The organism is Streptomyces sp. BE20, assembly GCF_036322525.1.
GTDB lineage: Bacteria > Actinomycetota > Actinomycetes > Streptomycetales > Streptomycetaceae > Kitasatospora.
The window spans coordinates 533,142-555,696 of record NZ_JAQYWW010001223.1 but is presented as its reverse complement, the minus strand read 5'-3'; the positions used below and the strand labels follow the sequence as shown (position 1 = coordinate 555,696).

20 protein-coding genes are annotated in these 22,555 nt (G+C 67.8%); 12 read left to right on the top strand and 8 right to left on the bottom strand.

Annotation, left to right across the window (positions count from 1 at the left end; translation table 11 throughout):
• The first annotated feature begins 345 nt into the window (after positions 1–345).
• A complete protein-coding gene (locus tag PUR61_RS44825; RefSeq protein WP_329885716.1) occupies positions 346–1,656 on the top strand; it encodes a hypothetical protein in 1,311 nt (436 codons plus the stop codon).
• A 72-nt stretch (positions 1,657–1,728) separates the two neighbouring features.
• On the opposite strand, the gene PUR61_RS44820 is transcribed toward PUR61_RS44825, so the two are convergent.
• Together PUR61_RS44820 and PUR61_RS44815 are read right to left on the bottom strand one after the other, a co-directional pair.
• Positions 1,729–2,292, bottom strand: a complete 564-nt coding sequence (locus tag PUR61_RS44820; RefSeq protein ID WP_329885715.1) for a peptide deformylase — start codon at positions 2,290–2,292, stop codon at positions 1,729–1,731.
• On the bottom strand, positions 2,289–3,257 hold the full coding sequence (locus PUR61_RS44815; protein ID WP_329885714.1) for a helix-turn-helix domain-containing protein: 969 nt from the start codon (positions 3,255–3,257) through the stop codon (positions 2,289–2,291). Before PUR61_RS44815 ends, PUR61_RS44820 begins: the two co-directional genes overlap by 4 nt.
• Before the next feature lie 161 nt (positions 3,258–3,418).
• Here PUR61_RS44815 and PUR61_RS44810 point away from each other — a divergent pair, with 161 nt between their 5' ends.
• Positions 3,419–3,613, top strand: coding sequence for a hypothetical protein (locus tag PUR61_RS44810; RefSeq protein ID WP_329885713.1), 195 nt, complete (start codon positions 3,419–3,421; stop codon positions 3,611–3,613).
• A gap of 106 nt (positions 3,614–3,719) precedes the next feature.
• Positions 3,720–5,147, top strand: coding sequence for a UDP-N-acetylmuramate--L-alanine ligase (gene murC / locus PUR61_RS44805; protein WP_329885712.1), 1,428 nt, complete (start codon positions 3,720–3,722; stop codon positions 5,145–5,147).
• Here murC and PUR61_RS44800 read toward each other — a convergent pair whose 3' ends face one another.
• On the bottom strand, positions 5,148–6,545 hold the full coding sequence (locus tag PUR61_RS44800; RefSeq protein WP_329885711.1) for a UDP-N-acetylmuramoyl-tripeptide--D-alanyl-D-alanine ligase: 1,398 nt from the start codon (positions 6,543–6,545) through the stop codon (positions 5,148–5,150).
• A gap of 127 nt (positions 6,546–6,672) precedes the next feature.
• Here PUR61_RS44800 and PUR61_RS44795 point away from each other — a divergent pair, with 127 nt between their 5' ends.
• The 3 genes from PUR61_RS44795 to PUR61_RS44785 are packed head-to-tail and all read left to right on the top strand — an operon-like array spanning position 6,673 to position 9,222.
• Entirely contained in the window at positions 6,673–7,617 is a 945-nt protein-coding gene (locus tag PUR61_RS44795; protein WP_329885710.1) for a D-alanine--D-alanine ligase family protein, read from the top strand.
• Complete coding sequence (locus PUR61_RS44790; protein WP_329885709.1) at positions 7,614–8,609, top strand: threonine ammonia-lyase; 996 nt, start codon at positions 7,614–7,616, stop codon at positions 8,607–8,609. Before PUR61_RS44795 ends, PUR61_RS44790 begins: the two co-directional genes overlap by 4 nt.
• Entirely contained in the window at positions 8,602–9,222 is a 621-nt protein-coding gene (locus PUR61_RS44785) for a C39 family peptidase (RefSeq protein ID WP_329885708.1), read from the top strand. The genes PUR61_RS44790 and PUR61_RS44785 overlap by 8 nt, the downstream gene beginning before the upstream one ends.
• Positions 9,223–9,294: 72 nt before the next feature.
• On the opposite strand, the gene PUR61_RS44780 is transcribed toward PUR61_RS44785, so the two are convergent.
• Positions 9,295–9,615, bottom strand: coding sequence for a helix-turn-helix domain-containing protein (locus tag PUR61_RS44780; protein WP_329885707.1), 321 nt, complete (start codon positions 9,613–9,615; stop codon positions 9,295–9,297).
• Between the two features lie 30 nt (positions 9,616–9,645).
• Here PUR61_RS44780 and PUR61_RS44775 point away from each other — a divergent pair, with 30 nt between their 5' ends.
• From PUR61_RS44775 to PUR61_RS44750, 6 genes are all read left to right on the top strand, one after another.
• Positions 9,646–10,776, top strand: coding sequence for a site-specific DNA-methyltransferase (locus PUR61_RS44775; protein WP_329885706.1), 1,131 nt, complete (start codon positions 9,646–9,648; stop codon positions 10,774–10,776).
• Positions 10,777–10,897: 121 nt separating this feature from the next.
• A complete protein-coding gene (locus tag PUR61_RS44770; protein ID WP_329885705.1) occupies positions 10,898–12,022 on the top strand; it encodes a hypothetical protein in 1,125 nt (374 codons plus the stop codon).
• A 44-nt stretch (positions 12,023–12,066) separates the two neighbouring features.
• The gene (locus tag PUR61_RS44765) at positions 12,067–14,286 is read left to right on the top strand and encodes an ATP-binding protein (RefSeq protein ID WP_329885704.1); all 2,220 of its coding nucleotides are present in this window, start codon (positions 12,067–12,069) and stop codon (positions 14,284–14,286) included.
• Positions 14,287–14,319: 33 nt separating this feature from the next.
• Positions 14,320–14,691: a winged helix-turn-helix transcriptional regulator gene (locus PUR61_RS44760; RefSeq protein WP_329885703.1), complete on the top strand. Its 372-nt coding sequence runs from the start codon at positions 14,320–14,322 to the stop codon at positions 14,689–14,691.
• A 184-nt stretch (positions 14,692–14,875) separates the two neighbouring features.
• The gene (locus tag PUR61_RS44755) at positions 14,876–15,463 is read left to right on the top strand and encodes a DUF6932 family protein (RefSeq protein WP_329885702.1); all 588 of its coding nucleotides are present in this window, start codon (positions 14,876–14,878) and stop codon (positions 15,461–15,463) included.
• Complete coding sequence (locus PUR61_RS44750; RefSeq protein WP_329885701.1) at positions 15,460–16,347, top strand: hypothetical protein; 888 nt, start codon at positions 15,460–15,462, stop codon at positions 16,345–16,347. Before PUR61_RS44755 ends, PUR61_RS44750 begins: the two co-directional genes overlap by 4 nt.
• A gap of 287 nt (positions 16,348–16,634) precedes the next feature.
• Here PUR61_RS44750 and PUR61_RS44745 read toward each other — a convergent pair whose 3' ends face one another.
• Genes PUR61_RS44745 through PUR61_RS44730 form a run of 4 tightly spaced genes read right to left on the bottom strand, consistent with a single transcriptional unit; the run spans position 16,635 to position 22,501 of the window.
• Positions 16,635–17,129: a hypothetical protein gene (locus PUR61_RS44745; RefSeq protein ID WP_329885700.1), complete on the bottom strand. Its 495-nt coding sequence runs from the start codon at positions 17,127–17,129 to the stop codon at positions 16,635–16,637.
• Position 17,130: 1 nt separating this feature from the next.
• Positions 17,131–19,323 carry a hypothetical protein gene (locus PUR61_RS44740; protein WP_329885699.1) on the bottom strand — a complete coding sequence of 731 codons (2,193 nt, stop codon included), beginning with the start codon at positions 19,321–19,323 and terminating at the stop codon, positions 17,131–17,133.
• Positions 19,320–21,059: a hypothetical protein gene (locus PUR61_RS44735; protein WP_329885698.1), complete on the bottom strand. Its 1,740-nt coding sequence runs from the start codon at positions 21,057–21,059 to the stop codon at positions 19,320–19,322. Before PUR61_RS44735 ends, PUR61_RS44740 begins: the two co-directional genes overlap by 4 nt.
• Positions 21,053–22,501 carry a site-specific integrase gene (locus PUR61_RS44730; protein ID WP_329885697.1) on the bottom strand — a complete coding sequence of 483 codons (1,449 nt, stop codon included), beginning with the start codon at positions 22,499–22,501 and terminating at the stop codon, positions 21,053–21,055. Before PUR61_RS44730 ends, PUR61_RS44735 begins: the two co-directional genes overlap by 7 nt.
• Between the last annotated feature and the right edge of the window lie 54 nt (positions 22,502–22,555).

Below are 22,555 nucleotides of genomic sequence, written 5' to 3'. Positions count from 1 at the left end.
CCGCTACGCCCGGCCGGACGGCGGCCACAGTGCCCTTCCGCTGGACGAGCTTGGCTTCCAGCCGCGCGGAAGCCCCGGCGGGGGCTCCTCCGGACCCCGCCCCCGCCGGATCCGGTGGCACCGTGATCCATCGTGGCGACTGTGCCGATACGGCTCGCCGGCTAGCGCATGGGCGACCCTCTGGGTTCTGCCCGCAGCCGACATCAACGCTGCGGCCGCGGACTCGGGCTGTCTGGGCGCCAACGCCGCCGCCATCGGACTACGCTCTGTTCGCACGGATAGTCGGCGACAGGGCAAGGGCCCCAGTAGTCAGGGGCTCCCGCACTTTGCAGTGGGAGAGATCAGATGTGGGCAGAACTGGGGTTCCGGCAAAGTCCCTACGCGACAGATCCAGTGCCGGCGAATGAGGAGGGCGAGAGCCTCTTCGTAGGCCGGGGAAAGGTGGCAGAGAAGCTAACCCGGCGACTCACATCCACTCGAAAGCATCCGACGATCGAGGGAGAGAATGGGGTTGGGAAGACCAGTCTTGTCTCGATCGTCGGTTATCGCCTATATCAGGACTTCAAGCAAGGCCGCACAAGCTGTGCCCTGATTCCCCTGCCCAAGCCTTTCCAGCTCTCCGCAGAGGATAAAGCTGAATCTCTTGAGCGGCGGGTCTTGCTTTCGGTTGCGTCAGAATTGGTGAAGCGCCATGACGAGCTAAAGCAAGGCGGAGTTGACGTCCCCAATATTTCAAATCTTGAGAAGTGGCTCACCTTTCCCACCATTACCAGCGGGGGTGGAGGTGGGTCCGTCCTAGGCTTTGGCGCCACCGCAACTCGGGGGACTGCGGCAAATACGTCCTCCGGATTTAGCGAGGCGGGCTTCAAACAGATCGTCGACGACTATCTGAGGCAGTGCTTCCCAGCGCCGGAGTCTGGGGGTTTCATCTGCGTGCTGGATAATCTGGAACTTCTAGAGACGTCCCAAGCGGCGCGTACTCAGCTGGAGTCAATCCGAGACGGAATCCTTGCCCAGCATGGGCTACGGTGGGTCCTGTGTGGTGCGCGAGGGATCGTGCGTACCAGTGCCTCTTCCCCCAGGATGGAAGGTCGCCTCGCTGAGCCGCTTGACCTGCTGCCGATTGACGACGGAAGTATCTCCGAGGTAATTCAGCGTCGAATCCAGGCGTACCAGATCGAAGGTGCCGACGTGAAGGTGCCGGTTGGTCCGGAGTCATTTCGGAAGCTGTATGACATTCTCAACAGGAATCTTCGAAACGCTTTGGCGTACAGCGAAGACTTCTCACTTTGGGTGTACGAGGAGGAAGGGGCGGAGCTTTCGTCGGAGAGATTTGCAGTCGTTTTTGATGAATGGGTCCGCGCCACGGCCGCCAGGCATAATGACGACACGAGCCTAGGGGGGCGAGCGTGGGAGGTGTTCGATCGCTTGGCTGGAAATGGAGGAAGCTGCTCTCCGGGTGACTTTTCCGAGTTTGATTTCGAGTCCAGTCAAGCCATGCGCCCCCATGTGAAGAACCTTGAGGAGGCGAATCTGGTGATCAGCTCGGCCTCCGAGGAGGACAAGCGCCGGAAGACAATCTCTCTAACTCCGCGGGGATGGCTGGTGCGGTACGCGCGAAGCGGATTCGAGCTTCCTGCCGCCAGTACGGCCTGAGCCTTTCCAGGCAGGCTGGGGTCGCGTTTCCACGAGCGACCCCAGCCTGCCTGGACGGGTTGTGCTGGGGCCTTAGTAGTTCCAGGTGGAGCCGGTGCCTCGGTATTCCTCGACCGGGATCGGCTGGATGCCGGAGCGCATCCGGTCGGTGTAGAGCATGCCGTTGAGGTGGTCGATCTCGTGCGCGATCAGTCGTGCGAGGCCGAACTCGTAGGGCACCGTGGTCACGGTGCCGTCGAGGGCTGTGGAGGTGACGTCCATCCGCAGGGGCCGGGGGACCATGCCGCGGATGTCGAAGAAGCTGAGGCAGCCCTCGTACTGCTCGTCGGTCTCGTCGGAGACGGCGGTGACCTTGGGATTGAGCAGGATGATCGGCTCCGCGCCGGGGGTGGGCCGCAGCACGATTGCGACGGCGCGGGGGATGCCGATCTGCGGGGCGGCGAGGCCCATGCCCTTGGCGAAGGAGTGGACGCGGCCGATCCGGTCGATGGCGGCGAACAGTTCGTCGATCACCGTCTGAGCGGAGGCGCCCTCGGCTGGCAGATCGAACGGCTCCGCTTGGCGGTTGAGGATGGGGGTTCCCTGCTGGACGACGCCGAGGGACTGCATCTGCTGGCTGGGCCGCACCTCGATCACCTGGTCTCCTTGGTCTGCTGCTGGTCGGGACTGGCGCGGAAGCGCCATTCGAGGCGGAAGCGTGCGTGCAGCGGCGGGTCGTCGGTGGCCCAGGCGAAGCGCCGGCGGTCGCCAACATTGTGCCGGTCGACGGCGGTTCGAAGCGGGGCGGCCTCGGCGGTCATCGATGTCTCGGTGCCCCACACGACCGGGTCGAGGTCAGCAGGGAAGTCGAGGCGGACTGTGAGGTGCTCGGTGGGCAGCCGTACGGCGCGCTGGAACCAGCGGCCCCAATTGTCGGCGCCCACCGAGTAGGCGTACTCGATCCAGGTCGCCTCACCCGGATACAGCGGGAAGCGTCCCTGTTCGTTGTCGAACAGGAGCCAGACCTCCTTGAAGGCGTCCCGGTCGTGCTTGGCTTGCCACCGCATCTCCTCGCCCTGACATGAGGACGTGAGGTTCAACTCGGTCCAGGTGAGCGGGTGTTCGCGGTAGTGCGCGTTGGACCGCTCAGGCTCGCCCGGGTAGCGGTCGACGGCGATGCGGATCAGGTAGCGCGTGATCGGCTCAGTCCCGGTGTTCCTCAGCCTTCGGCGCATCGTCAGCCGGTAGGTCTTGCCGTCGAATTCGAGAACGGCCTCGTCGTGCTCGACCAGGATCGCGGAACCGGAAGCGTACGGCTGCTCGGGCCGACGCGGAACGGCCGGCCCCGCCTGCGGCCGGCTCCTCGCGCGGGCCCCCTCGTATTCGGTCCAGCGCCTCCAGATGGCCTTGCCCGCGTTCAGTGCCTCGTCGGCCCGGCGGGCGAAGTCCTCCGTCGGCTTGTGGCGGCCGGACTCCACGTGGCTGACGTAGGAGGGGTCGAAACCCATCTGACGGGCCAGCGCGCGCTTGGACAGCCCACGCACTTCCCGCCAGTGGGCGACCTCGGCAGCGAACGCTTCCGCCGCCGGGTCGACCACGTCGTCGTCGGCCTGCGTCTCCATCCGCCCCGCCCCCAGGTGAGTGATGAATGAACCGTGAGTGACCTTAACTCACCATCCCGTCACGACCCCGTCTGCGGCTGTCGTTACCCCATCGGCCGTGCACCTCAAGCGTCCGAACTGCAAGAACTTTCCATCTGCCGCCCCAACGCGAGGAGTTCGCCGTGCCCGAGTCCGCCAGTCGCCAGCGGGGCAAGCACCACGACCCCGTCGGAACGGTGCTCGGTGCGCTCTGGGCACTGGGCCACGCGGCCGTGATCGGTCTGCTTGGCATCGCCGTGCACAACCAGGCCGACCCCGGCCACCTCGGCGCCGAACGGGCCGCCAGCTACGTGCCCGACAGCGAGCCGCTCGCATAGCCCCTTGGGCTCCCGCCGTCCACCGGTCGGCGGGCGCGTCACCAGTACCACCCATCGCACAGGAAGGCCCCTTGATCGGGGCCGGACCCGATCGGAGTGCAACGACATGGAAACCAGGAACGTGATCGTCCCTGTCCACGACGGACCCCTCGACCTCTCCCGCCCGCACTTCGTGGGCATCGGCGGCGCCGGTATGTCGGCCGTGGCCCGCCTGCTGCTGGAGAGCGGCAGCCGCGTCTCCGGCTCGGACACGAGCGACACCGCCGCCCTGCGTGCGCTGGAGGACACCGGAGCCCGGGTCTTCGTCGGCCACACCGCCGCCAACCTGCCCGCCGACGCCACCATCCTGGTGTGGTCCAGCGCGGTGACGCCGAGCAACCCCGAGGTCGCCGCCGCCCGCCGCTCCGGCATCCCGGTCGTGCACCGCTCGGACGTGCTGGCCCACCTGATCGCCAGCGCCGAGCAGTCCGTCGCCGTCGCCGGCACCCACGGCAAGACCATGACCACCGGCATCCTCAGCGCCGCGCTGGGCCACCTCGACCCGTCGTACGCCATCGGTGGCACCCCCGTCGGTCGCCCCAACGCCCACCACGGCACCGGCGGCCTCCTGATCGCCGAGGCGGACGAAAGCGACCGCACCGCGGGCCGCTACCACCCGCGGGTCGCCATCGTCCTCAACGTGGACGACGACCACCCCGAGCAGTACGTCGACCTGAACGACGTCCTCGACACCATCGAGCGCCTGGCCCGCAATAGCTCCATCCTGGTCGTCTCCGCCGACGACCACGGCGCCCGGCTGCTGGCTGAGCGCCTGCAGCTCGCCCCCGGCCCGCGCGTCGTGACCGTGGGCGAGAGCCGGGACGCGGACGTGCGCGTGATGCGCGTCCTGTGGGACGGGGAGGCCAGCCACGTCACCGTGCAGGACACGGACGGGGCCTGGTACCAGTTCATCCTGGCCGTCCCCGGCCGCCACAACGCGATGAACGCCGCCGCCGCGTTCGCCGCCGGCCGCACGCTCGGAGCCGAGCCCGCCGACCTGGTGGACGGCATCAACGCCTTCCAGGGCGTCCAGCGCAGGCTCACCACTACCGGTCGGCACGGCGGGGTGACGGTGCTGGACTCCTACGCTCACCACCCGAGTGAGATCGCCGCCGACCTGACCACCGCCCGGATGCTCACCGAGGGCCGGGTGATCGCCGTGTTCGAGCCCACCGGCTGGACCCGCACCGCCGCCCTCGGCGAGGAGATGGGCCGCCGCCTCGCCGCCGCCGACGAGGTCGTACTCCTCGACGTGCACGCCACGGTCGAGTCTCCGCTCACCGGGGTCAGTACCGCGCCGATCGCCGCCAAGGTGGCCGAGCTGGGCGGCCGGGCCCACACCGCCGGTGACGACCGCGAGATCGAAGACCTGGTCGCCGAGATGGCCGGGCCCGGCGACCTCGTGGTGACGATGGGCACCGGGACAGCCAGCCGCGTCGGCAGGGCCGTCCTGCTGAGGCTGGCCGACGCTCCGGTGGCCGCACCGGCCGCGTAGTTAGAGCGTGATGTCCACGGCGTCGGGTTTGGCGAGCCGCATCGCGGTGTCCTCCAGCCCGACGCTGTGGGAGCCCTTGATCAGCACCACGTCTCCGGCGCGGAGGCAGGTCAGCAGCAGGTCGAGGGCGGCGTCCCGGTCCGGCACCAAGGTGGCCGTCACTCCGCCCTCGACCGCGCTCGCGCACACCAGGGCGGCTTCCGCTCCGCCGACCACGATGAGGTCCGTGACACCGGCCCGGGCCACCACTCGGCCCAGCTCCGCGTGGTGGGCGTTCGATTCCTCGCCCAGCTCACGCATTTCGCCCAGGACCGCAACTGCCCTTCGCCCGCTGGCCGCCATGGCGGCCAGCGCGGCCAGGGCCACTGCCATCGAATCGGGGTTCGCGTTGAACGCGTCGTTGATCACCGTCACCCCGTCCGGGCGCTCGGTGACGTCCATCCGCCCCGGCGTCAGCTGCTGGGCGCCGCTCAGCGCCTCGGCCGCCTGCCGCACGCTCGCACCGAGGCCGATCGCCACGGCAGCGGCGGCCGCCGCGTTGGCGACGTGGTGGGCACCGTGCAGCCCGAGCGTCACGCGTGCCTGTTCGCCCTGGTGGGTCAGGGTGAACGATGGGCGGCCCGCGGCATCCAGCGCAACGTCGATGGCCCGCACGTCCCCGACCTGCCGGCCGAAGGTGAGGACCGGTGCGAGCGTCCGCGGCGCCATCGACATCACGTACGGGTCGTCGGCGTTCAGCACCGCGAGGCCGTCGGCGGGAAGCGCCTCGACGAGTTCGCCCTTCGCGGCGGCGATCGATTCCTTCCCGCCCCCGAACTCGCCCATGTGCGCGGTCCCGACGTTCAGCACCAGGCCCACCTTCGGCGGGACGATGCCGGTCAGGTACTTGATGTGCCCGGCACCGCGCGAGCCCATCTCCAGGACCAGCAGGCGGGTGCTCTCGTCCGCCCGGAAGACGGTCAGCGGCAGGCCGATCTCGCCGTTGAACGACAGCGGCGTGGCCACCGTGGTGTCCATGGTCTGCAGCACCTGGGCGAGCAGGTCCTTGGTGCTGGTCTTCCCAGCCGAGCCGGTCAGGCCGATCACCGTCGGCGCGTTCAGCCGCTCCAGCACCGCGCGGGCCAGCGCGCCCATCGCGTCCTGCACGTCCGGCACCACGATCGCTGGCACCCCGACAGGCCGGGCCGCCAGCACCGCCACCGCACCCGCGGCCACGGCGGCCTCGGCGAAGCGGTGCCCGTCGGTGTGCTCACCGGGCAGCGCGATGAACAGCGCTCCTGGCTCCACCATCCGGGAGTCGATGACGCCGGGCCGGTCCACGAGCGCGTCCGGGTCCGGGGCGTCGTGCAGGGCGCCCCCGACGGCCTCGGCGATCTCTTGCAAGGTCATGGGGACCACGGTGGCTCCGATCCATCGACACCCGCCCCGACTCGGGGCGTCCTTCCATCGACGCTATCGGCTCCCCGGACCCTTGCCCGAAGTACCACGCATTCCGAACCAGACTGTGACAAAAAGGAAGATGGGCATGTCTGCTGAACGTCGTATCGCACTCGTCACCGGCGGCCGTTCCGGTGAGCGCGACCGCTCGCTGATCACCGGCGAGGCCGTCCGTGAGTCGCTGGTCCGCCAGCACCTGGCGCACGTCGTGCTCGACCCGACCGACAAGGACTTCACCGACCGCGTCCGCGAGACGGACGTGGCCTTCCTCGCCATCGCCGGCCAGTGGGCCGAGGACGGCAAGCTCCAGGGCCTCCTCGACAGCCTCAGCGTGCCCTACACCGGCTCCGGGGTACTGGCCAGCGCGATGGCGATGCACAAGCCGACCGCGAAGACACTGGTCCTCGCCGGTGGGGTCACCGTCCTGCCGCACATCCCGCTGCGAGGCCATGGGGACCCGCTGGAGGCCGCCCAGGACTGCGTGGCCGAACTCGGCCTGCCCGTCATCCTCAAGCCCGCCTCGGAGGGCGGCTCGATCGGCATGCGTGTGTTCCGGGACCTGAACTCGCTCGCCACCACGCTCACCCACGACACCCGCGGCGGCGAGTGGTTCATCGAGCCCTTCAAGGAGGGCACCGCGGTCACCTGCGGCGTCCTGGAGAAGGACGGCGCTCTGATGACGCTCCCACCGCTGGAGACCGTCCCCACCACCGCCGACTTCTACGACTACAAGGCCAAGCGCAACCCTGCCGGCCACCGTTACCGCTGCCCGGCCAAGCTCTCGGATGCCGCCCTGGCCACCATCTCCCACTCGGCCGTCCGGGCCCACCAGGTGCTGAACTGCGCGGGCTACTCGCGCTCGGACTTCCTCGTCAGCGAGGCCGGCGACGTGTACTGGCTGGAGCTCAACACGCTGCCCGGCCTGTCCCCGGGCGGCAACCTCGCCACCATGGCCAAGGCCTCCGGGATCAGCTATGACGACTTGATCCGCACCGTGCTGGCCAGTGTCCACACCGACGGGTACCGGCCGTGAGCGCCGCCCTTCCGCTGGCAGCGGCCGACGTCTACGACGCCCAGCGCAGACTACGCGGAGTCTCCGTCTCCACCCCCGCACTCTCCCACCCCGCGCTGGACGAGATCGCCGGACGGAGCGTGATCTGCAAGGTCGAAGCCCTGCAGCGGACCGGCTCGTTCAAGTTTCGTGGCGCCTACAACGCCGTCGTTGCCCTCAGCCCGGGTGGCCGCCAGCGCGGCGTGATCGGCGCCTCCTCCGGCAACCACGCCCAGGCCCTCGCGCTGGCAGGCCGCCTGCTTGGGGTGCCGGTCACGGTGGTCGTCCCGCACGACATCCCGCAGGGCAAGGTGGACGGCGCCCTCGCGCTCGGCGCCGACATCGTCACCCACCACCGCCAGCGCGAGGACCGCGACGCGATCGTCGAGCGCCTGGCCGCCGACCGCGGCTTCACCGTCCTCCCCTCCGCCAACTCCCAGGCGGTGATGGCCGGAGCGGGCACCGCCGCACTGGAACTGCTCTGGCAGGCTCCGGTGTTGACGGCGATCCTCGTGCCGGTTGGCGGAGGCGGACTGGCGGCGGGCACTGCCGTCGCGGCCAAGCACATCAACCCGAACATCAAGGTCATCGGGGTCGAGCCCCAGGCCGCCGACGACACCGCCGCCTCCCTGCGGGCCGGCCAGCTCGCCGAGCTGGCGGCCGTTCCGGACACCATCGCCGACGGGCTGCGGCACACCAGCCCAGCACCGCTGCCTTGGGAGATCAACCGCCAACTGCTGCACGGTGTTGTGACTGTGACGGATACCCAGATCGTGCAGGCTATGGGCTGGGCGTTCAAGTACCTCAAGGTCGTCGCCGAGCCGTCGGGGGCCGTCGCGCTCGCGGCCCTGGCCGGTCTCGACCTGCCGGCCGGACCGGTCGGTGTGATCATCTCCGGCGGTTCGGTGGACCTGGACGCCTTCCACCGCCTCGTGGCCACCCCACCGACAGCGAAGGAAGCAGCTCTTGCCTGACCAGCCCAAGCGCCACCCGATCCCACTGATCACCCAGTACGCCACCCCGGGCCTGATCAACGCCATCGCCTACGAAGGCCACCCGCCCGGAGACGACGACAACTGGCAGACCAGCGGGGCCCCCGACAAGGCCGCCTACGGCCACTGGTGCACCCGCATCTGCGGTATGGCCTGCCTGAGGATGGCCCTGTTTGCCCGCGACGGCCAGGCACCCACCCTCTTCGACCTCCTGAACGGGTGCCTCGCCTACGGCGGCTACGTCGAGCGGGAGGACGGCGGCGTCGGCGGCCTCTACTACCGGCCGTTCACCGAGTACGCCCTCGCCGCTCACGGGCTCCAGTCGGAGATCATCACCGACCTCACCCCCGACCGGCTGGTCACCGAGCTCGACCAGGGACGCCTGGTGATCGCCTCCGTCCACAAGGAGATCCGCCGGCCCGACCTGCCCACACCTGGCCGCGGAGGGCACCTCGTGCTCGTCACCGGTCACCGGGACGGCCAGGTGTCCTTCCGCAACCCGTCCGGCCACACCGCCGGAACTGTGGATGCCACCCTGCCGCTCGACCTGCTCGACTGCTTCGCCGCACAGCGCGGCATCGCACTGCACCTGTAAGTCGACCCGACCTTCTGCCGCTGTCGAGGCATCAGCCGCCGGGAGGCACATGACTCCAGGCAGTCCGGGCAGTCAGTCCGAAGAGGGCACGGCAGCGGCACCGTCGATGGAGGGGGTACATGCCGAACGGAGGCCATCGTCAGTAGGTGCGCAGGCGAAGGTGTACAGCTCGTCGAGGGAGAGTCCCAGCTCCGTGGCCAGGGCTCCAACGGTGAAGAACTCTGGCGTAGACGTGCGGCCCTTCTCAATGCTGCGAATGGTCTCGACCGAGATGCCAGCACCGCGAGCAACGACCTCGGCCGAGCGACCGGAAGCCCGGCGGGCCTGAGTCAAGCGAGAGGCCAGAGTCTGCCCGCGGCGCTGAGCGGCAGGATCTAGGCTTCTTCGTGACATGGGTGTAACTATACCTGTATAGTTACACCCATGACGGCAACCGCAGCATCCCCTGCCCCCAGTTGGCCTGAAGATGCGCTGCGCCTGAACGCCGTCTGCCCGTACTACACGATGTTTCCGCTGGACTTCCCACTTCAGCAGCTTGCCGCGCGCCCTGATGCCACCCGAGTGCTGGACCCGTTCTGTGGGCGAGGTACCACCCTCTACGCTGCCCGGCTGGCCGGCCTGCCCTCGGTCGGAATCGACATCAACCCCGTGGCCGCGGCCATTGCCCAAGCCAAACTCACCCGGATCACCCCCGGTGCGGTAGTCCGCCTTGCCCAGGAGATCCTGGGCGGCAGTGCGCGAGGTGCTGTGCCTGAGGGCGAGTTCTGGCAGTGGTGCTTCGAGCAGGAGACCCTGCGTGAGCTGGTGACGCTGCGCGAGGCCCTGCTGGGCATGAGCACTCCGACGGCAGTCATGCTGCGGGCAATTCTGCTCGGCATCCTGCATGGCCCCCGCAACAAGTACCTCCCGTCGTACCTGTCTAACCAGATGCCGCGCACCTATGCTTCCAAGCCCGCCTACGCGGTGAAGTTCTGGAAGACGCGAGACATGGAACCGGTGCGCATTCCGACTCTGGAGGTCATCGAGCGGCGGGCCAAGCGCCTGTTGGACGCGGCTCCGCTCGCCCATGGTGGCCGTGTCTACCTCGGCGACTCCGTCCAGGCGCTCAACGGCCTGCGGCAGAAGTTCGACCTGGTGGTCACATCCCCCCCGTACTACGGCATGCGGACCTACGTGGCCGACCAGTGGCTGCGCTCGTGGTTCCTCGGTGGACCTGAAGAAGTCCCGTACGGCTCGCATGGGCAGATCGCACGCCAGCCGAACCAGGAAGCATTCATCCAGGCACTCGCTGAGGTGTGGGCCGCCACCGCCCGCCGCTGCCGGCCGGGCGCTCGGCTGGCGATCCGCTTCGGCGCCCTGCCTTCCGCCCTGACCAACCCGGAGCACATGCTGCTGGCCTCCGTGAAGGAAGCTAAGGCCGGATGGGTCGTAAAGGAAGTCCGCCAAGCTGGCATCCCCTCCAGGAAGACCCGCCAAGCCGAACAGTTCGGTAAGGCCGGCAACGCTGTTGAGGAGATCGACATGATCGCGGAGCTGATCGGCCTGCCTCGCTGACCGAGTAACCCGGTTACTTTCCACAACTCCATAACGGATTGTCAGTGCACCGTGTCATGCTGTGGGGCCAGAGGAGTGAATCACTCGTCTGTGACGGCCCGAGCGTGGTGTGGGGAGAGTCATGTTCGACGCGGACCAGATCAAGGAGCTCAAGCAGCTGATCGGCGACCAGGTCGAAGCCGGCCGCGCGGAGCTGGACAAGCTGGTCGAGCAGGCCCATGCCATCCGCTCCGAGGTCCGGGTGATCAGGCCGCGGACAGCGACGTCGGTCGCACTGATGTCCTCCGACGGCGGCAACAACCAGGTAGCCTTCAACCCCTTCTACCTCCAGGTTGTCCGGGTCGTCGACTCCAGCGGCAAGGAGCTGTGCATGGAGGTCGTCTCCCCGATCTCCGATATCGACGCCCTCAGCCGCCGGCAGTTCCACGAAGACGGCAGCCCGCGGACCGCCCTCGGCAGGATGATGCACGGCCTTGGTGTCGCGAGGCTCCAGGATCTCTCGCCGATGATGTCCGGCAAGTCCGCCAGCTGGGTGCAGGTCTTCCGAGACCTCTGTGAGTGGGCCACGCTGTACGACCTGATCTGCCATCGCGACTACGCAGTGGACACCCTGATCGTCCGCGACGGCCTGCTCCGCAGCAAGATCTTCCATCGTGATCTGTTCGTCAAGATGGGCGAGTTGATCTACAAGGCCATCGAGCGCATCCAGCGCGAGGACCGCCGCAAGGTGTGGCTGGTCGGACTGGCGAAGAAGACCCAAGTCCTGGAGTACTACCGGCTGGCGATCTCACTATCCGGCGTGTTCGACAACGGTGCCGCCTGTTTCGCCAAGGTCCCCACCGAGATGCTGGACCAGGTGTACCTCTGGGACGAGTACACGAGGGACATCGAGGACGTGTCCACGGGCGAAAAGCCGAAGTTCAACATCGGCTCGATGTACTTCGTCCGCTTCGGGCCGTACTCCGGTGATCCGATCTGGACGGTGGATGTCATGTCCCGTCAGGACAAGGAAGCCCAGGCCATCTTCGGCTACCTGCAGGCCGATGCCGTGGCTGGCTTCCCCATCCCGCTCTACCCCAACTGCATCCAGCAGGCTGACAGCTTCTCCCGTGTCGCCGACCTGGACATGGACATCATCGAGGACTACCTCGTCGACGCCGTCCGCGGCCAAGTCGGTGCAGACAAGGCCCCGGTCATCGACGCCCTGCGGTTGGCCTCCGACGTAGCCGCTCGCCGCTACGAGTAACACCTCTTTCTGTCCGCCCCGCGCACTGTGGAGCAAGAACCGTCATGAGCCTGTTCGAGCGAGACAAAGTCGTCGGCACCTTCCGAGGCTTCGCCGAAAGCGGCATGGAGTTCCACGCCGATCTCGTCCTGCCGCACCACGACGACTTCCAGACCATGGCCATGCACGGCCAGTTCGTCCTCGTCCAGCTCGAACACGAGCGTGAGGCCATCCTGGGGCGAATCACCACCATCTCCTCGCAGGGCCGCTTGGTGTCCCCCATCGGCGAGGACTACGCCACTCGTGCCGTGCGCGATCAGCGGCCCATCCCCGACGAGCTGCGCGAGCGTTACCTGAAGTACAAGGTCGACATCCGCATCCTCGGTGTCCTCCGCATGGAGGGCGACAAGCACATCTTCGTTCCCAGCCACCGTCGGCTCCCGCATGTTGGTGCCCAGGTCGCGCTCCTGGGCGACGACCTGCTCGCCGAGGTCGTCAACGCCAAGGACACCGAGGACGGCGCGGTGCCCATCGGCTACCTCGCCTTCGGCGAATTCGTCTACGCTGGTAACGACAAGCGCGTGGGTGACACCTCCTGGATGCAGGTCCAGCAGCCTGCGATCATGCCGACCTTCCAGATCGACAAGCTCGTCGCACGCCGCAGCTTCGTCTTCGCCCGTGCCGGCTTCGGCAAGTCGAACCTAGTCAAGCTGCTCTTCTCCGCCCTGTACGAGACTCAGCCCACCGTCCCGCGCCGTTCCGGCGAGGCCCCGGTCGGCACGGTCATCTTCGACCCGGACGGCGAGTACTTCTGGCCCGACTTCAAGGGCCGCCCAGCGCTGTGCGACGTGCCTCACCTGCGCGACAAGCTGGTGGTCTTCACCAATCGCAAGGGCCCCAGCGACTTCTACCAGTCGTTCGTCGTCAACGGCGTCAAGCTGAACATCAAGGAGCTGCAGGCCTCGCGCGTCCTGGGCATCGCGCTGCCGCCCGAGAAGCAGGACCAGCAGAACGTCGTCAAGCTCAAGTCCCTCGACACCCCGCGGTGGAGCCGTCTCGTCGACCTGATCTACCGCGACAAGTACGGCGCGGACCGCGACCAGGTCCGGGAGATCCTGAACCTCACCGAAAGCCAGGAGGCCGAGACCAACGCCGCTATCGGCAACATGGCCCGCGTCGTCAACGCGCTCCACGACCCTGACAGCCGGCTCCTGAGCGCCCTGAAGGACTGCCTGTCCCAGGGCAAGCTCTGTGTGGTGGACATCTCCCAGATGCGCGGCTCTCAAGGACTCCAGCTCGCCGGCGTGATCCTTGGTGACATCTTCGAGCACAACCAGAACCAGTTCACCGAGGCCGACCCCAAGTCCATCCCCACCATCGCCGTTATCGAGGAGGCTCAGTCCGTCCTTGGCGGCTCCAGCCAGAGTGAGGACGGCCCCTTCATCTCATGGGTGAAGGAAGGCCGGAAGTACGACCTCGGTGCCCTGCTCATCACGCAGCAGCCAGGCAGCCTTCCGCAGGAACTGCTCAGCCAGGGCGACAACTTCTTCGTCTTCCACCTTCTCTCGCAGGGCGACTTGCTCTCCCTGAAGAAGGCCAACGCCCACTTCTCCGAGGACCTGCTGGCCACCCTCCTCAACGAGCCGCTCGTCGGCAACGGCATCTACTGGTCCAGCGCACCCGGCACGGACCGCCACTCGCGCCCCTACCCGATCTCTGTGCGTGTCCTCAGCTTTGAGGACTCATACACGATGGCCGACCCCGACTACTCGCTCCCGGCGCCCGACAGCTTCGCCGCCAAATCCCGCGCCGCCGTCGAAGAACGACGCTCCGAAGCGCTGGCCGCCTCCGTCAGTCTCGCGGCCACCCACTCCCAGGGCACCTCCAGCGCGGTCGCTGGAGAGGATCTCGCGGTAGACGACAGTGCCATCGCGATTGTCCACCTGCGTGACAACAAGCCCGAGTTCCACAGGGTGATCAACACGCCCCGCGGCATCAAATGGGGTCGGGTTGCCCACATGCTGGCTGAGAAGGCACCAGCTCATGCCCAGCGCGACGGGTCAGCCTTCACCTGGGGCAACGCACTGGTCAAGCAGGCCGTCGACCAGCTCTACCCGGGCCAGTGGATCTCTGTGGCCCGAGAGGACGCAGGCAAGTTCCCCAAGTTCATCATGCTCAAGGAGCACGCGCCGAAGGCCGAGCCGGAAGCGAACCAGCAAGCGGACGAGAAGCACGACGATGCTCTGTTCGACGTGGTAGAGACCGGTGAGGAGCCGCCCTTCTAGGCTCGTGCGTGCCGTCACCGAGAGAGGTGGGTCATGATCGACAGCGAAGGCACCCCACTGACCCGGGCCGAGAACGATCTCTTTGAGACGCTCTCGGCCCGGTGGACGATGCACATCCTGCTGGCTCTCCAGAACTCCGGTGAGTGTCGATTTGGTGAGGTCCAGGACGCTGTGTCTGGCATCTCCAACCGTGTGCTCTCCAGCCGCCTTGCTGGTTTGGAGATCAGCGATCTTGTGCTCCGAACCGTCACCGCGACCCGGCCCGTCACCATCACCTACGGGCTCACCGCCCATGGAAGGCGTGTTGCGGGCGCTCTGAATCGGGTGCGTGACATAGCTAGGGAACGTCCTGACAACGAGGGAGTCCCCAACGAGGAGGTCAGCCACATAGTCGGCGAAGGCTGAACAGAAGGCCAGCACACCCGCCCAGCCGTACCCACCCCAGCGCGGTGCCGGGCCGGGGTGGGTGTCCCTACCTGGTTGCGGGGACCCATTGTCAGCGAGGGTGACATGACGGCTGTGCCGGGTAGCCTTGCCGGACTGCACCCCTCTGTATGCGCGAACCACCGCTTGGAGGGGGTAACGGGAGGTGAGTGTGGAGCTGCGCTGGGAGGCCGATGGCCACCTTCGGCCTGGCCGGTACCAGGTTGACCTCGAAGAAGCCGAGAGCCTTCTCGTTCACGACCCGCAGTTCGCCGGGTCCCCCACGCGGGTGGACATCTGGAACGGGCTCGAGCGCTACCTTGTCCGGTTCTGGTCACTTGAAAACGACTACCAGTCGGTACTGGGCGGGCGCTCGCTGGTGGACCGCCTGTGGCTTGGCGGCAGCTTTGTTAGTAGCCGCTTCGATCCGAACAATATCGACTTGACGGTCTTCATCGACCACGAGGCCGAGTCTCTCCTACGCAATCGCGAGGGTGCAGGGTGGCTGACTAAAGCGTTCGAACGCAAGAAAGCTCTCGAGGAATTCCGCGTCAGTCCCCTGCCTGTCCGGTACCACAAGGTGGTGTCCCCCTTTCGGCTGAAGGAACTCAGCCAGGTCGAGCGCGATTACCTTGCTGGTCGCGGGGGCTGGGATGACTGGTGGCAGCGCAGGCGGGCTTCCGATCACGTCAAAGATGGCCCTACCGTGGAGACGGTCCGGCCCGTGCGAGGCTACCTGGAGGTGACGCTGTGAGTGCCACCCGTGCCCGCCTTCTCGCCAAGCACCAAGCCGAGCTCGACCAGTGGCACCTGGAGCAGGCCGGCCAGCCGGTGCTATCGGAGGACGAGTACGACACCCTCCAACGAGTCCAGTGGCTGGAGGGCGCCCGTTCCTACGATCCGGGTGCGAACCTGGCGGAGGAGTTCGTCCTTCGCCTGCGCGGGGAGGCCGCCGAGGCTGGTGGCCTCGACCTCTCAGTGGGTGGGGCCCTGCTCAAACCGCTCCATGAGATGGTCGCGGCGGCAGCGGAGCGCGACGTCAAGCTCCTGCTGGTCGGCGTCTCCCCGGGCAGCACCGTTCTCCACTTCAGGCCGCAGGACGAGGTGCCGGCCGCCGTTGACGGTGACCAGTCCCAGCTGCCCGTCGAATCCGCGGTACGGAAGATCATCGAGCTCGTCGATGCTGCGGAGGCTGGGACACGGTCCGAGGTCTGGGGGGAGACAGAGAAGGGTCTGGGGCATCTCGCCCGGGTCCTCGACAACTTCGACCTGACAGCGGACTTCCGCTGGATGGACTCGGCAGGTGGGGTGAAGTCGTCCTCACTCACTGAGCGCGGACGGGCGAACGTCCTGACCTGGCACGCTCCTGTTCCCTTGGCCGAGCCGTTCCAGATGGGCATCAGCGGCCGGATCACCGAACTCAAGGGTGACTCTGGCGAAGCCAAGGTCAAAACGGGGGCCTCGCGGAAATCGAAGGCCTACACGGTGCACTTCGAACCAGGGCAGCTCATCAGCCTGCACCTGACACTCGGGACGAGCGTGGCCTTCACCGTCGAGGAGCGCACCCGGATCACCCGGGGTGGGGACGTGGTCTCGGAATACCACTTTGTGAGCTGGGACAACCCTCCGTCTGAGTGAGACCCGGCTCCCGGGGCCGCCCGGAGTTGGCCCCCGGGAGCCGACGTCCTCACCCGCCACCATCACCGCAACCGTCCGCCCGACCGCGACGTTGTTGCCATGGCCCCCTGGTCCTCCGGCAGCGCCGTCACCGGATACCGCCGGGCCGGGCAGTGGCCCACCGGAAACCGGGTAGGCATCGCCCTGCACGCGTGAATCCGGCTTGCCTTCTGTCACCAGCGGAACGCAGGCCGAGAGGCTGTGGCGGGTCGGCCGCCAAGGTACAAGTCTGTGCTACTGCTGCTGGCCTACCGGCTCGGCCGATTCGGGTTCACGCGGGCCCTGACCGGCAGGGTGGTGATGTTCTCCGGGTGGGCGAGCGCCTTGCGGAGACGCTGGATCTCGTCGTGTTGGGCGGCGAGCCGGGACAGCGCAAGGGTCTGGAACTCGACCAGTTCTGCGATCCGGGTATCGCGCCGGGTGACGCGCTCCCTCAGGTCCGCGTTGTCGGCCTTCAGGCGGGCGATCTGGCTCTGCCTGGGGTCAACGATCTCCCCAGCGTCCTGGAGGGCCTTCAGGCGGCGCTCGAACTCCTCGGCGAGGTGCTGGTAGGGGCCGGGCCGAGTGGTGCCGTCCCGGTTCTTCTTCGGGTAGAAGCCGGTGCGGGTAACCCCGGCCTCCGTGGCCAGCGTCTTCAGGTCGGCCTTGCCTCCGGGCGGCAGGTCGCCCCGCAGGAGCCGGTCGATGGCCGCGCGGATGGCCTCCTCGTTGCGAGCGCGGGTGTCGTCGCTGATCCGGGCCATCTCATTCCCCTCCGTGGGCCGCGTTAGCCGTGATGATCTCGTCGACCACCCGCTGGGCCCGCTCCAGTTCCGGCATCAGCCGCGTTTTCTCTCCCTTGGGGAAGCGCGGGTTGGCCAGGAAGACCTTGTTGGTGGCGGCCTGACTCTGCCATACGGGCAGGTGGCAGGGGTGGTGGGTGGCCTGTGGGCAGCGGGCCGAGTCGCACATCCCCGCCAGCGGCTTGGTAGCCTCAGGCGTCCCGGCGAGCTTCAGGCACAGGGCCTTGGACGGGTCGCGGAACCAGCAGTAGTTCGCCGCCTGCAGGTGGAGGCTCTTGGACTGCTGCCGCAGCAGCATCTCCAGGCGGCGCTCATTGTCGAGCACTGCGGCGGTGCCCACCTCGTGGTCCTTCAGGGCGGCGTCGATGTGCTCGAACGCCTTGATCAGGTCCCGGGCGCCGGGGCCTGCCGGCATCCTTCCGGCCCGGTAGTCGTTGAACGCTTGCCGGGTCAGCTCCAGGTGGTGGCCTGCCGCCGCACGCTGCACCTCGGCCTGCAGCGAGCCCTGCGATCCGCCGGGCCGCATCGCGTAGCCCTCGGTGGTGACCACGCTGATGTGCTTCAGATGGATCTTGGCCGCCAGTAGGCCGCCAGGACGGTGGGACAGCTCCAGCGCGAGGGTCTTGCGGAGCATCCGGCCGTTGACCGGGCCCGGTGGGATCGCGGCCAGCCCCAGCCGCTGACCGGCGGGGCCGTTGACCCACTGCCGCAGTCGGCTGTGGAGATGGGACATGTGCCCGGCGAAGACCGGGTCCTTGCCCCCAGCTTGCCTCAGCTGGGCCGCGAGCTTGACCGCCCGCCAGGCGGGCTCCAGCACGACCCATTCCTCATCGACGCCGCCCAGCGGCTTGCCCTTGATGAGCTTGCTCGCCAGGCGGAACCGCGAGGTGCCGCCGCGCACCTCGACCGGTTCCTGCGCGGAGTCGCCTGTCAGCTCGTCCAACTCGCTGGCACGCATGCCGCTCAAGGCCGCCACCAGAACCCGGCACGCCGCCGCGGTGATCTGGACTAGATCCCGCAGGCCGTCGGCCGTCAGCGGTTCTGTCCACGGCACCAGCGTGTCCGGTGCGTCCGCTCGGGGAACGAGCGCCGCGTTGCGTCCGAACGCGCCCGCCACTCCTACCCGGTCTAGCGCTTCCATCAACAGCGGCCGGAGGAGCGGGATATGGGCGTCGAAGACCGAGCCGTAGCCGGTGGCCTCCCTCCAAGGGGCACTGAAGTCCAGCCGCAGCATCGGGTCGTTCGGTGCCCAGCCGCGTGTGACGCGCCTGTTCACGAGGCGCTCGTTGCACTCCGGCAGCGGCGACTGCTCGCGGACGTAGCGGTCCAGGACCGCCTGGAACGCAGCCATATGCTCGGCGGTGATCCGCTCCACGCACTGGGACTCGAGCCGGCTCTCCAGGGTCTCGAACTCCGCCGTGAGGAGCGGGCCCACAGTCTCCACCAGGAACAAGGCCGCGGCAACGGTGGGAGCGAACACCTCCTCCGCGACCGGAAGGGTGTCGCCCGCGTAGTTGACCTTGCGGCCCACCACCTTGACGATCGTCTGCTTCGGCCACGGCTTGAAGCCGGGCCGGTAGGCATCGGCGCTGAACACCTTCCCGTATCCGGCCAGCTCCTGCACCGGCTTGAGAACGTTGGCCATCGTGCCCGGGGCGATCTCCCGTCCGTTGCCGCGCACTCCCTGGACTCGCAAAGCCTGGTAGGCATCGCAGTGCTCCTGCAACACCTCGGCCAGACTGCCCAGTCCCTGCCCGGTGACGAAATTCATCCAGGCCACTGTCGCCTTGGTGAGGTGCGAGACCGTCGCGGGCTTCACCGGAGCGCGATTCGCGTCCGGGAGAGCAAGCACGGTCTCGTGCATGGGCGCCAGCACCGCGAAGACGTACTCCTTGGCTGTCAGCCGCAACGACGGGTCCACGATCTTGGTGAAGTCCGCACGACGGCTGCTGGGAGCTAGCGCCCTGGGCAGACCGACCACACCGGAGAAGTCCCAGAAGTCCTCGTCGAACACCGGGACCTGGAAACCCGCTTCCACCTCCCAACCCGCAGCCTGGCACACGTCCAGACCCGCGAATGGCGACGCCGCCGCCCACTCGCGCGGGATCGGCCCGGCTGCGACCGTGACAACCTTCCGGTGTCGACGCTCGTTCATTCGCTGGTCTCCTCAGGGCGAAGCGGCAGCTCGGCGTCGATGTCCTGCACCGTGGCAGACGCCTGCGCGAGCACGGCGGGGTCAAAGCGAGACAAGATGTCGTGGGTGAGCCGGTCGGCGTACGGGCCGAACACCGCGATGAACTGATCAACGGTCATGCGGCGCGACTGCCGGGCGAAGTACGCCTTCAACCGCAGCAGGTTCGGCGCATGGCTGGGCGCGAACACGGCCAGCGGGCACAGCAGGCACACCCACGGCCGTGCCGGGCACGGCTTGCCGGCGGGCCCGTGCAACCCGGCGTACTGGTTCGCACAGGCGGCCGTGAAGACGTCCATCTCGCCGCTCAGCAGCGCGGCCAGCGACTCGTCGTCCAAGCCCAGCCGCTCGAACGCCTCCGGCTGCCGGGCGGCGAACTCGGCCGCCTGCTCGTCCGTGAGGACGATCGCAGGCCGTGCCCGCCGCAGAACATCCGCCTGGGCATCCTCGATGATCGCCGCGATGGCCTCCGCCTGTGCGGGAGTCGTCGTCGAGACGTAGTGGCTGCCTTCGACGTCGCGCGTGTGATTGGGGTCGATGCGAGTGCGGCCCGTCCAACCCTGCCGGGCCAGCCGGTTGTGGTAGGTCGTCCGTATGCGCCCGGAATGCAGCACCACCGGAAGGCCCTGGTGATCCTTCAGACCGATCTCCGCCGAAAGGGCCCTGCGGGCCTTGTTGCCCGCCGTCCTGACGGCGGCGAGCGAGCTGATCGCGAGCACCTCCGGCCCGTCAGACCTGTGCTGATCCGCGAACAGCCACAGGTCCGAGGCGACATCCGCACGGGCCAGCCGCCGCAGCGGCGCCGACAGCTCCAGCCAGGCCTCGAACAGGCGAATCGCGCGGGCCGGCAGGGTCACCGACTCCGGGCCCCGCCGGTGCTTGACGTAGTCCATCAGCGCGGACCGGTCGCCGGTCCAGGTGAAGTCCTCCAGACCCAGGTCCCTGATCCCGTCCGGGACCACCCCGCTGTAGACGCCGAACAGCAGCTTGGCGGCCACCGTGATCCGGCCCGGGGGGAACAGCGCGTCGCGGACCTCAAGCAGTTCCTTGCTGCGGCCGTAGGTGAACGCGACCGTCGACACACCCAGTGCCGTCGCGGCGTCGTGCACCTTCAGCGGGCCGCGCGCCGCGAACAGTCGAGCGTAGTTCCGCCGGTTCAGGCCCCGGTCCGAGGGGTCCGGGTCCTGCTCTGACAGCGCCAATACCTCACGCTGAAGCGCGAGATGGCCCTTCACAACCGCGCGCAGTGCCGCCTCGATCTGCCGCGACTGGTCCTCCGTGTACGGCTCCAGCGGTTTGTCCCTCGGGCGGGGCTTGACGGGGGTGCCCTCCAAGTGTGCGCGCAAGCTCGCGTCGACGCGGTCGCCGCACCCCTGCAACAGTCTCCGACTCGACGCGACACGCTGCCCGGTCGTGGCTAGCCAGAAGGGCAGCATGTGGACGGGACGAAGGTCTTCGACACCGCCGAGGAACCCCGCTTCCGCGAGCAGGGCGACCGTTGTCCGTAGCTGAGACGTCATCACCACGGCGGTGCCGCGGCTCTTCCACGGCCCGAGCGGGTGCGTGAGCTGCACAATGCCGTGCGCCAGGTCCTCCGTCAGCCGCGGGTTCGCGGACCCCTCAAGATGGCCGGCCCAGGCGGTGCCGTCGGGAAACGTGAACTCTATCCGCAGCGGCTCGTGTTCGACTCGGGTCACCATGAGCCGTCCTCCTCTTCCTCGAACTCCGTCATCGCTTCCGCCCAGGCCGGGTCGCCGTCCCTGCCCGCGGACTCGTACAGCTCCGCGTAGATCCGGTGAACGTCCAGGCGCTGGATGTAGATCTCCGTGGTCGTGACACTGGAATGGCCGAGAAGGTCCCGCAGGACCAGGAGGGGGTCCTGCTTGGTGAGGTATAGCGCGAGCGCGGCGTCCTCGTGGGCGTTCGCGACCAGCGCGGCGGCCTGCTGGTAGTAGCCCTTGACCAGCAGTTCCAGCGTCGCCATCGCGAAGGTGTGTCTCACGACGTGGGGGCCGACGATCGGAAAGCGGGGCTCGAAGTCCCGTCGGATGCGCTCCGAGGTGCGGCGGAAGACCGTGGCCCAGTCGGTGAACGGCGTGCCGTCTGACTTCAGCGCGATGATCGCCGGAGTCCCCTCCGGCGTCACCAGCCGCAGCCGCTCGTTCAGCGTTAGCTTCCGCCACGACACCCGGCGCCCGTTGACCTTCCCGCCCTCCCAGTCCGGGGCGGTGATCAGCAACGGCTCACCCAAGCGAGGGTCGGGCCGGTATTCACGGCCGTCCGTGAGGGAGGCGCGGTCCAGCTCGATGTACTGGCGCATCCCCGTCAACGCGTCCCAGTCGGCCCACGTCTCGCGGGCCTTCTTACCCTTCGTGATCTGCGCGGCCAGCGGGAACCGTACCGGCACCTCGGTATGACGTGCAGGCGGCGCCGGCAGCTCGTACGTCAGCAGGTGAGTAAACTCCTGGGCCCGCAAGCCGCTCGACTTCACTAGCGCGCCCATGGCGGCGTTTCGACCCAGATGACGACCGCGGAAACCGTCCAACTCGCCGTCCGGCCGCAGCCCCGCGAGCGCTCGGACGAACACCTGCCAGAAGTCCGATTCCAGGTACTTCACCGTCACATGCGGCTTCGCCCGCCGTACCGTCGCCGTGTTTCGCAGCGTCGTCTTCACGCCAGCCTCGGTCAACCGACGGACGACCGCATACGTGAACGGCACCGCGGCGCAGTACCCCTCATCGACAGCCCACCTGTAGAAGCGCGCCACCGTGTTGACGCTCTGGTTCCAGGTGCCTTCGTCCCACCGGGCATCCAGCGGCCCGGCGAACCGGTACTCCGAGAAAGCGCTGAGCGCGGCCCGCACCTCGTCACGGTCGCCGAACGGGTCGACCTTCGAGGTGGCGAGGAACTCCAACCAACTCCTGATGGCTTGTGCGTACGACTTCCAGGTGTTCCTGGCCGGGGCGCCGCTGATCGGCAGTTCCCGCAGCCACAGGTTCGCCACAGATGCTGGGCGGAGGGTGCCGCTCTCCTCGAAGACCAGGTCGTCATCCACCAGCACCGGCATGCCCTCGGGGATCAGCGGGCGTCGACCGAGGCCCCAGGTCTCCCAGTCGTTGGGCTTGAAGAAGATCAAGTGCATGTCCCGGAGACTAGCTATGCAACACGCAAGAGTGCAATAGATAATGACTGTGCT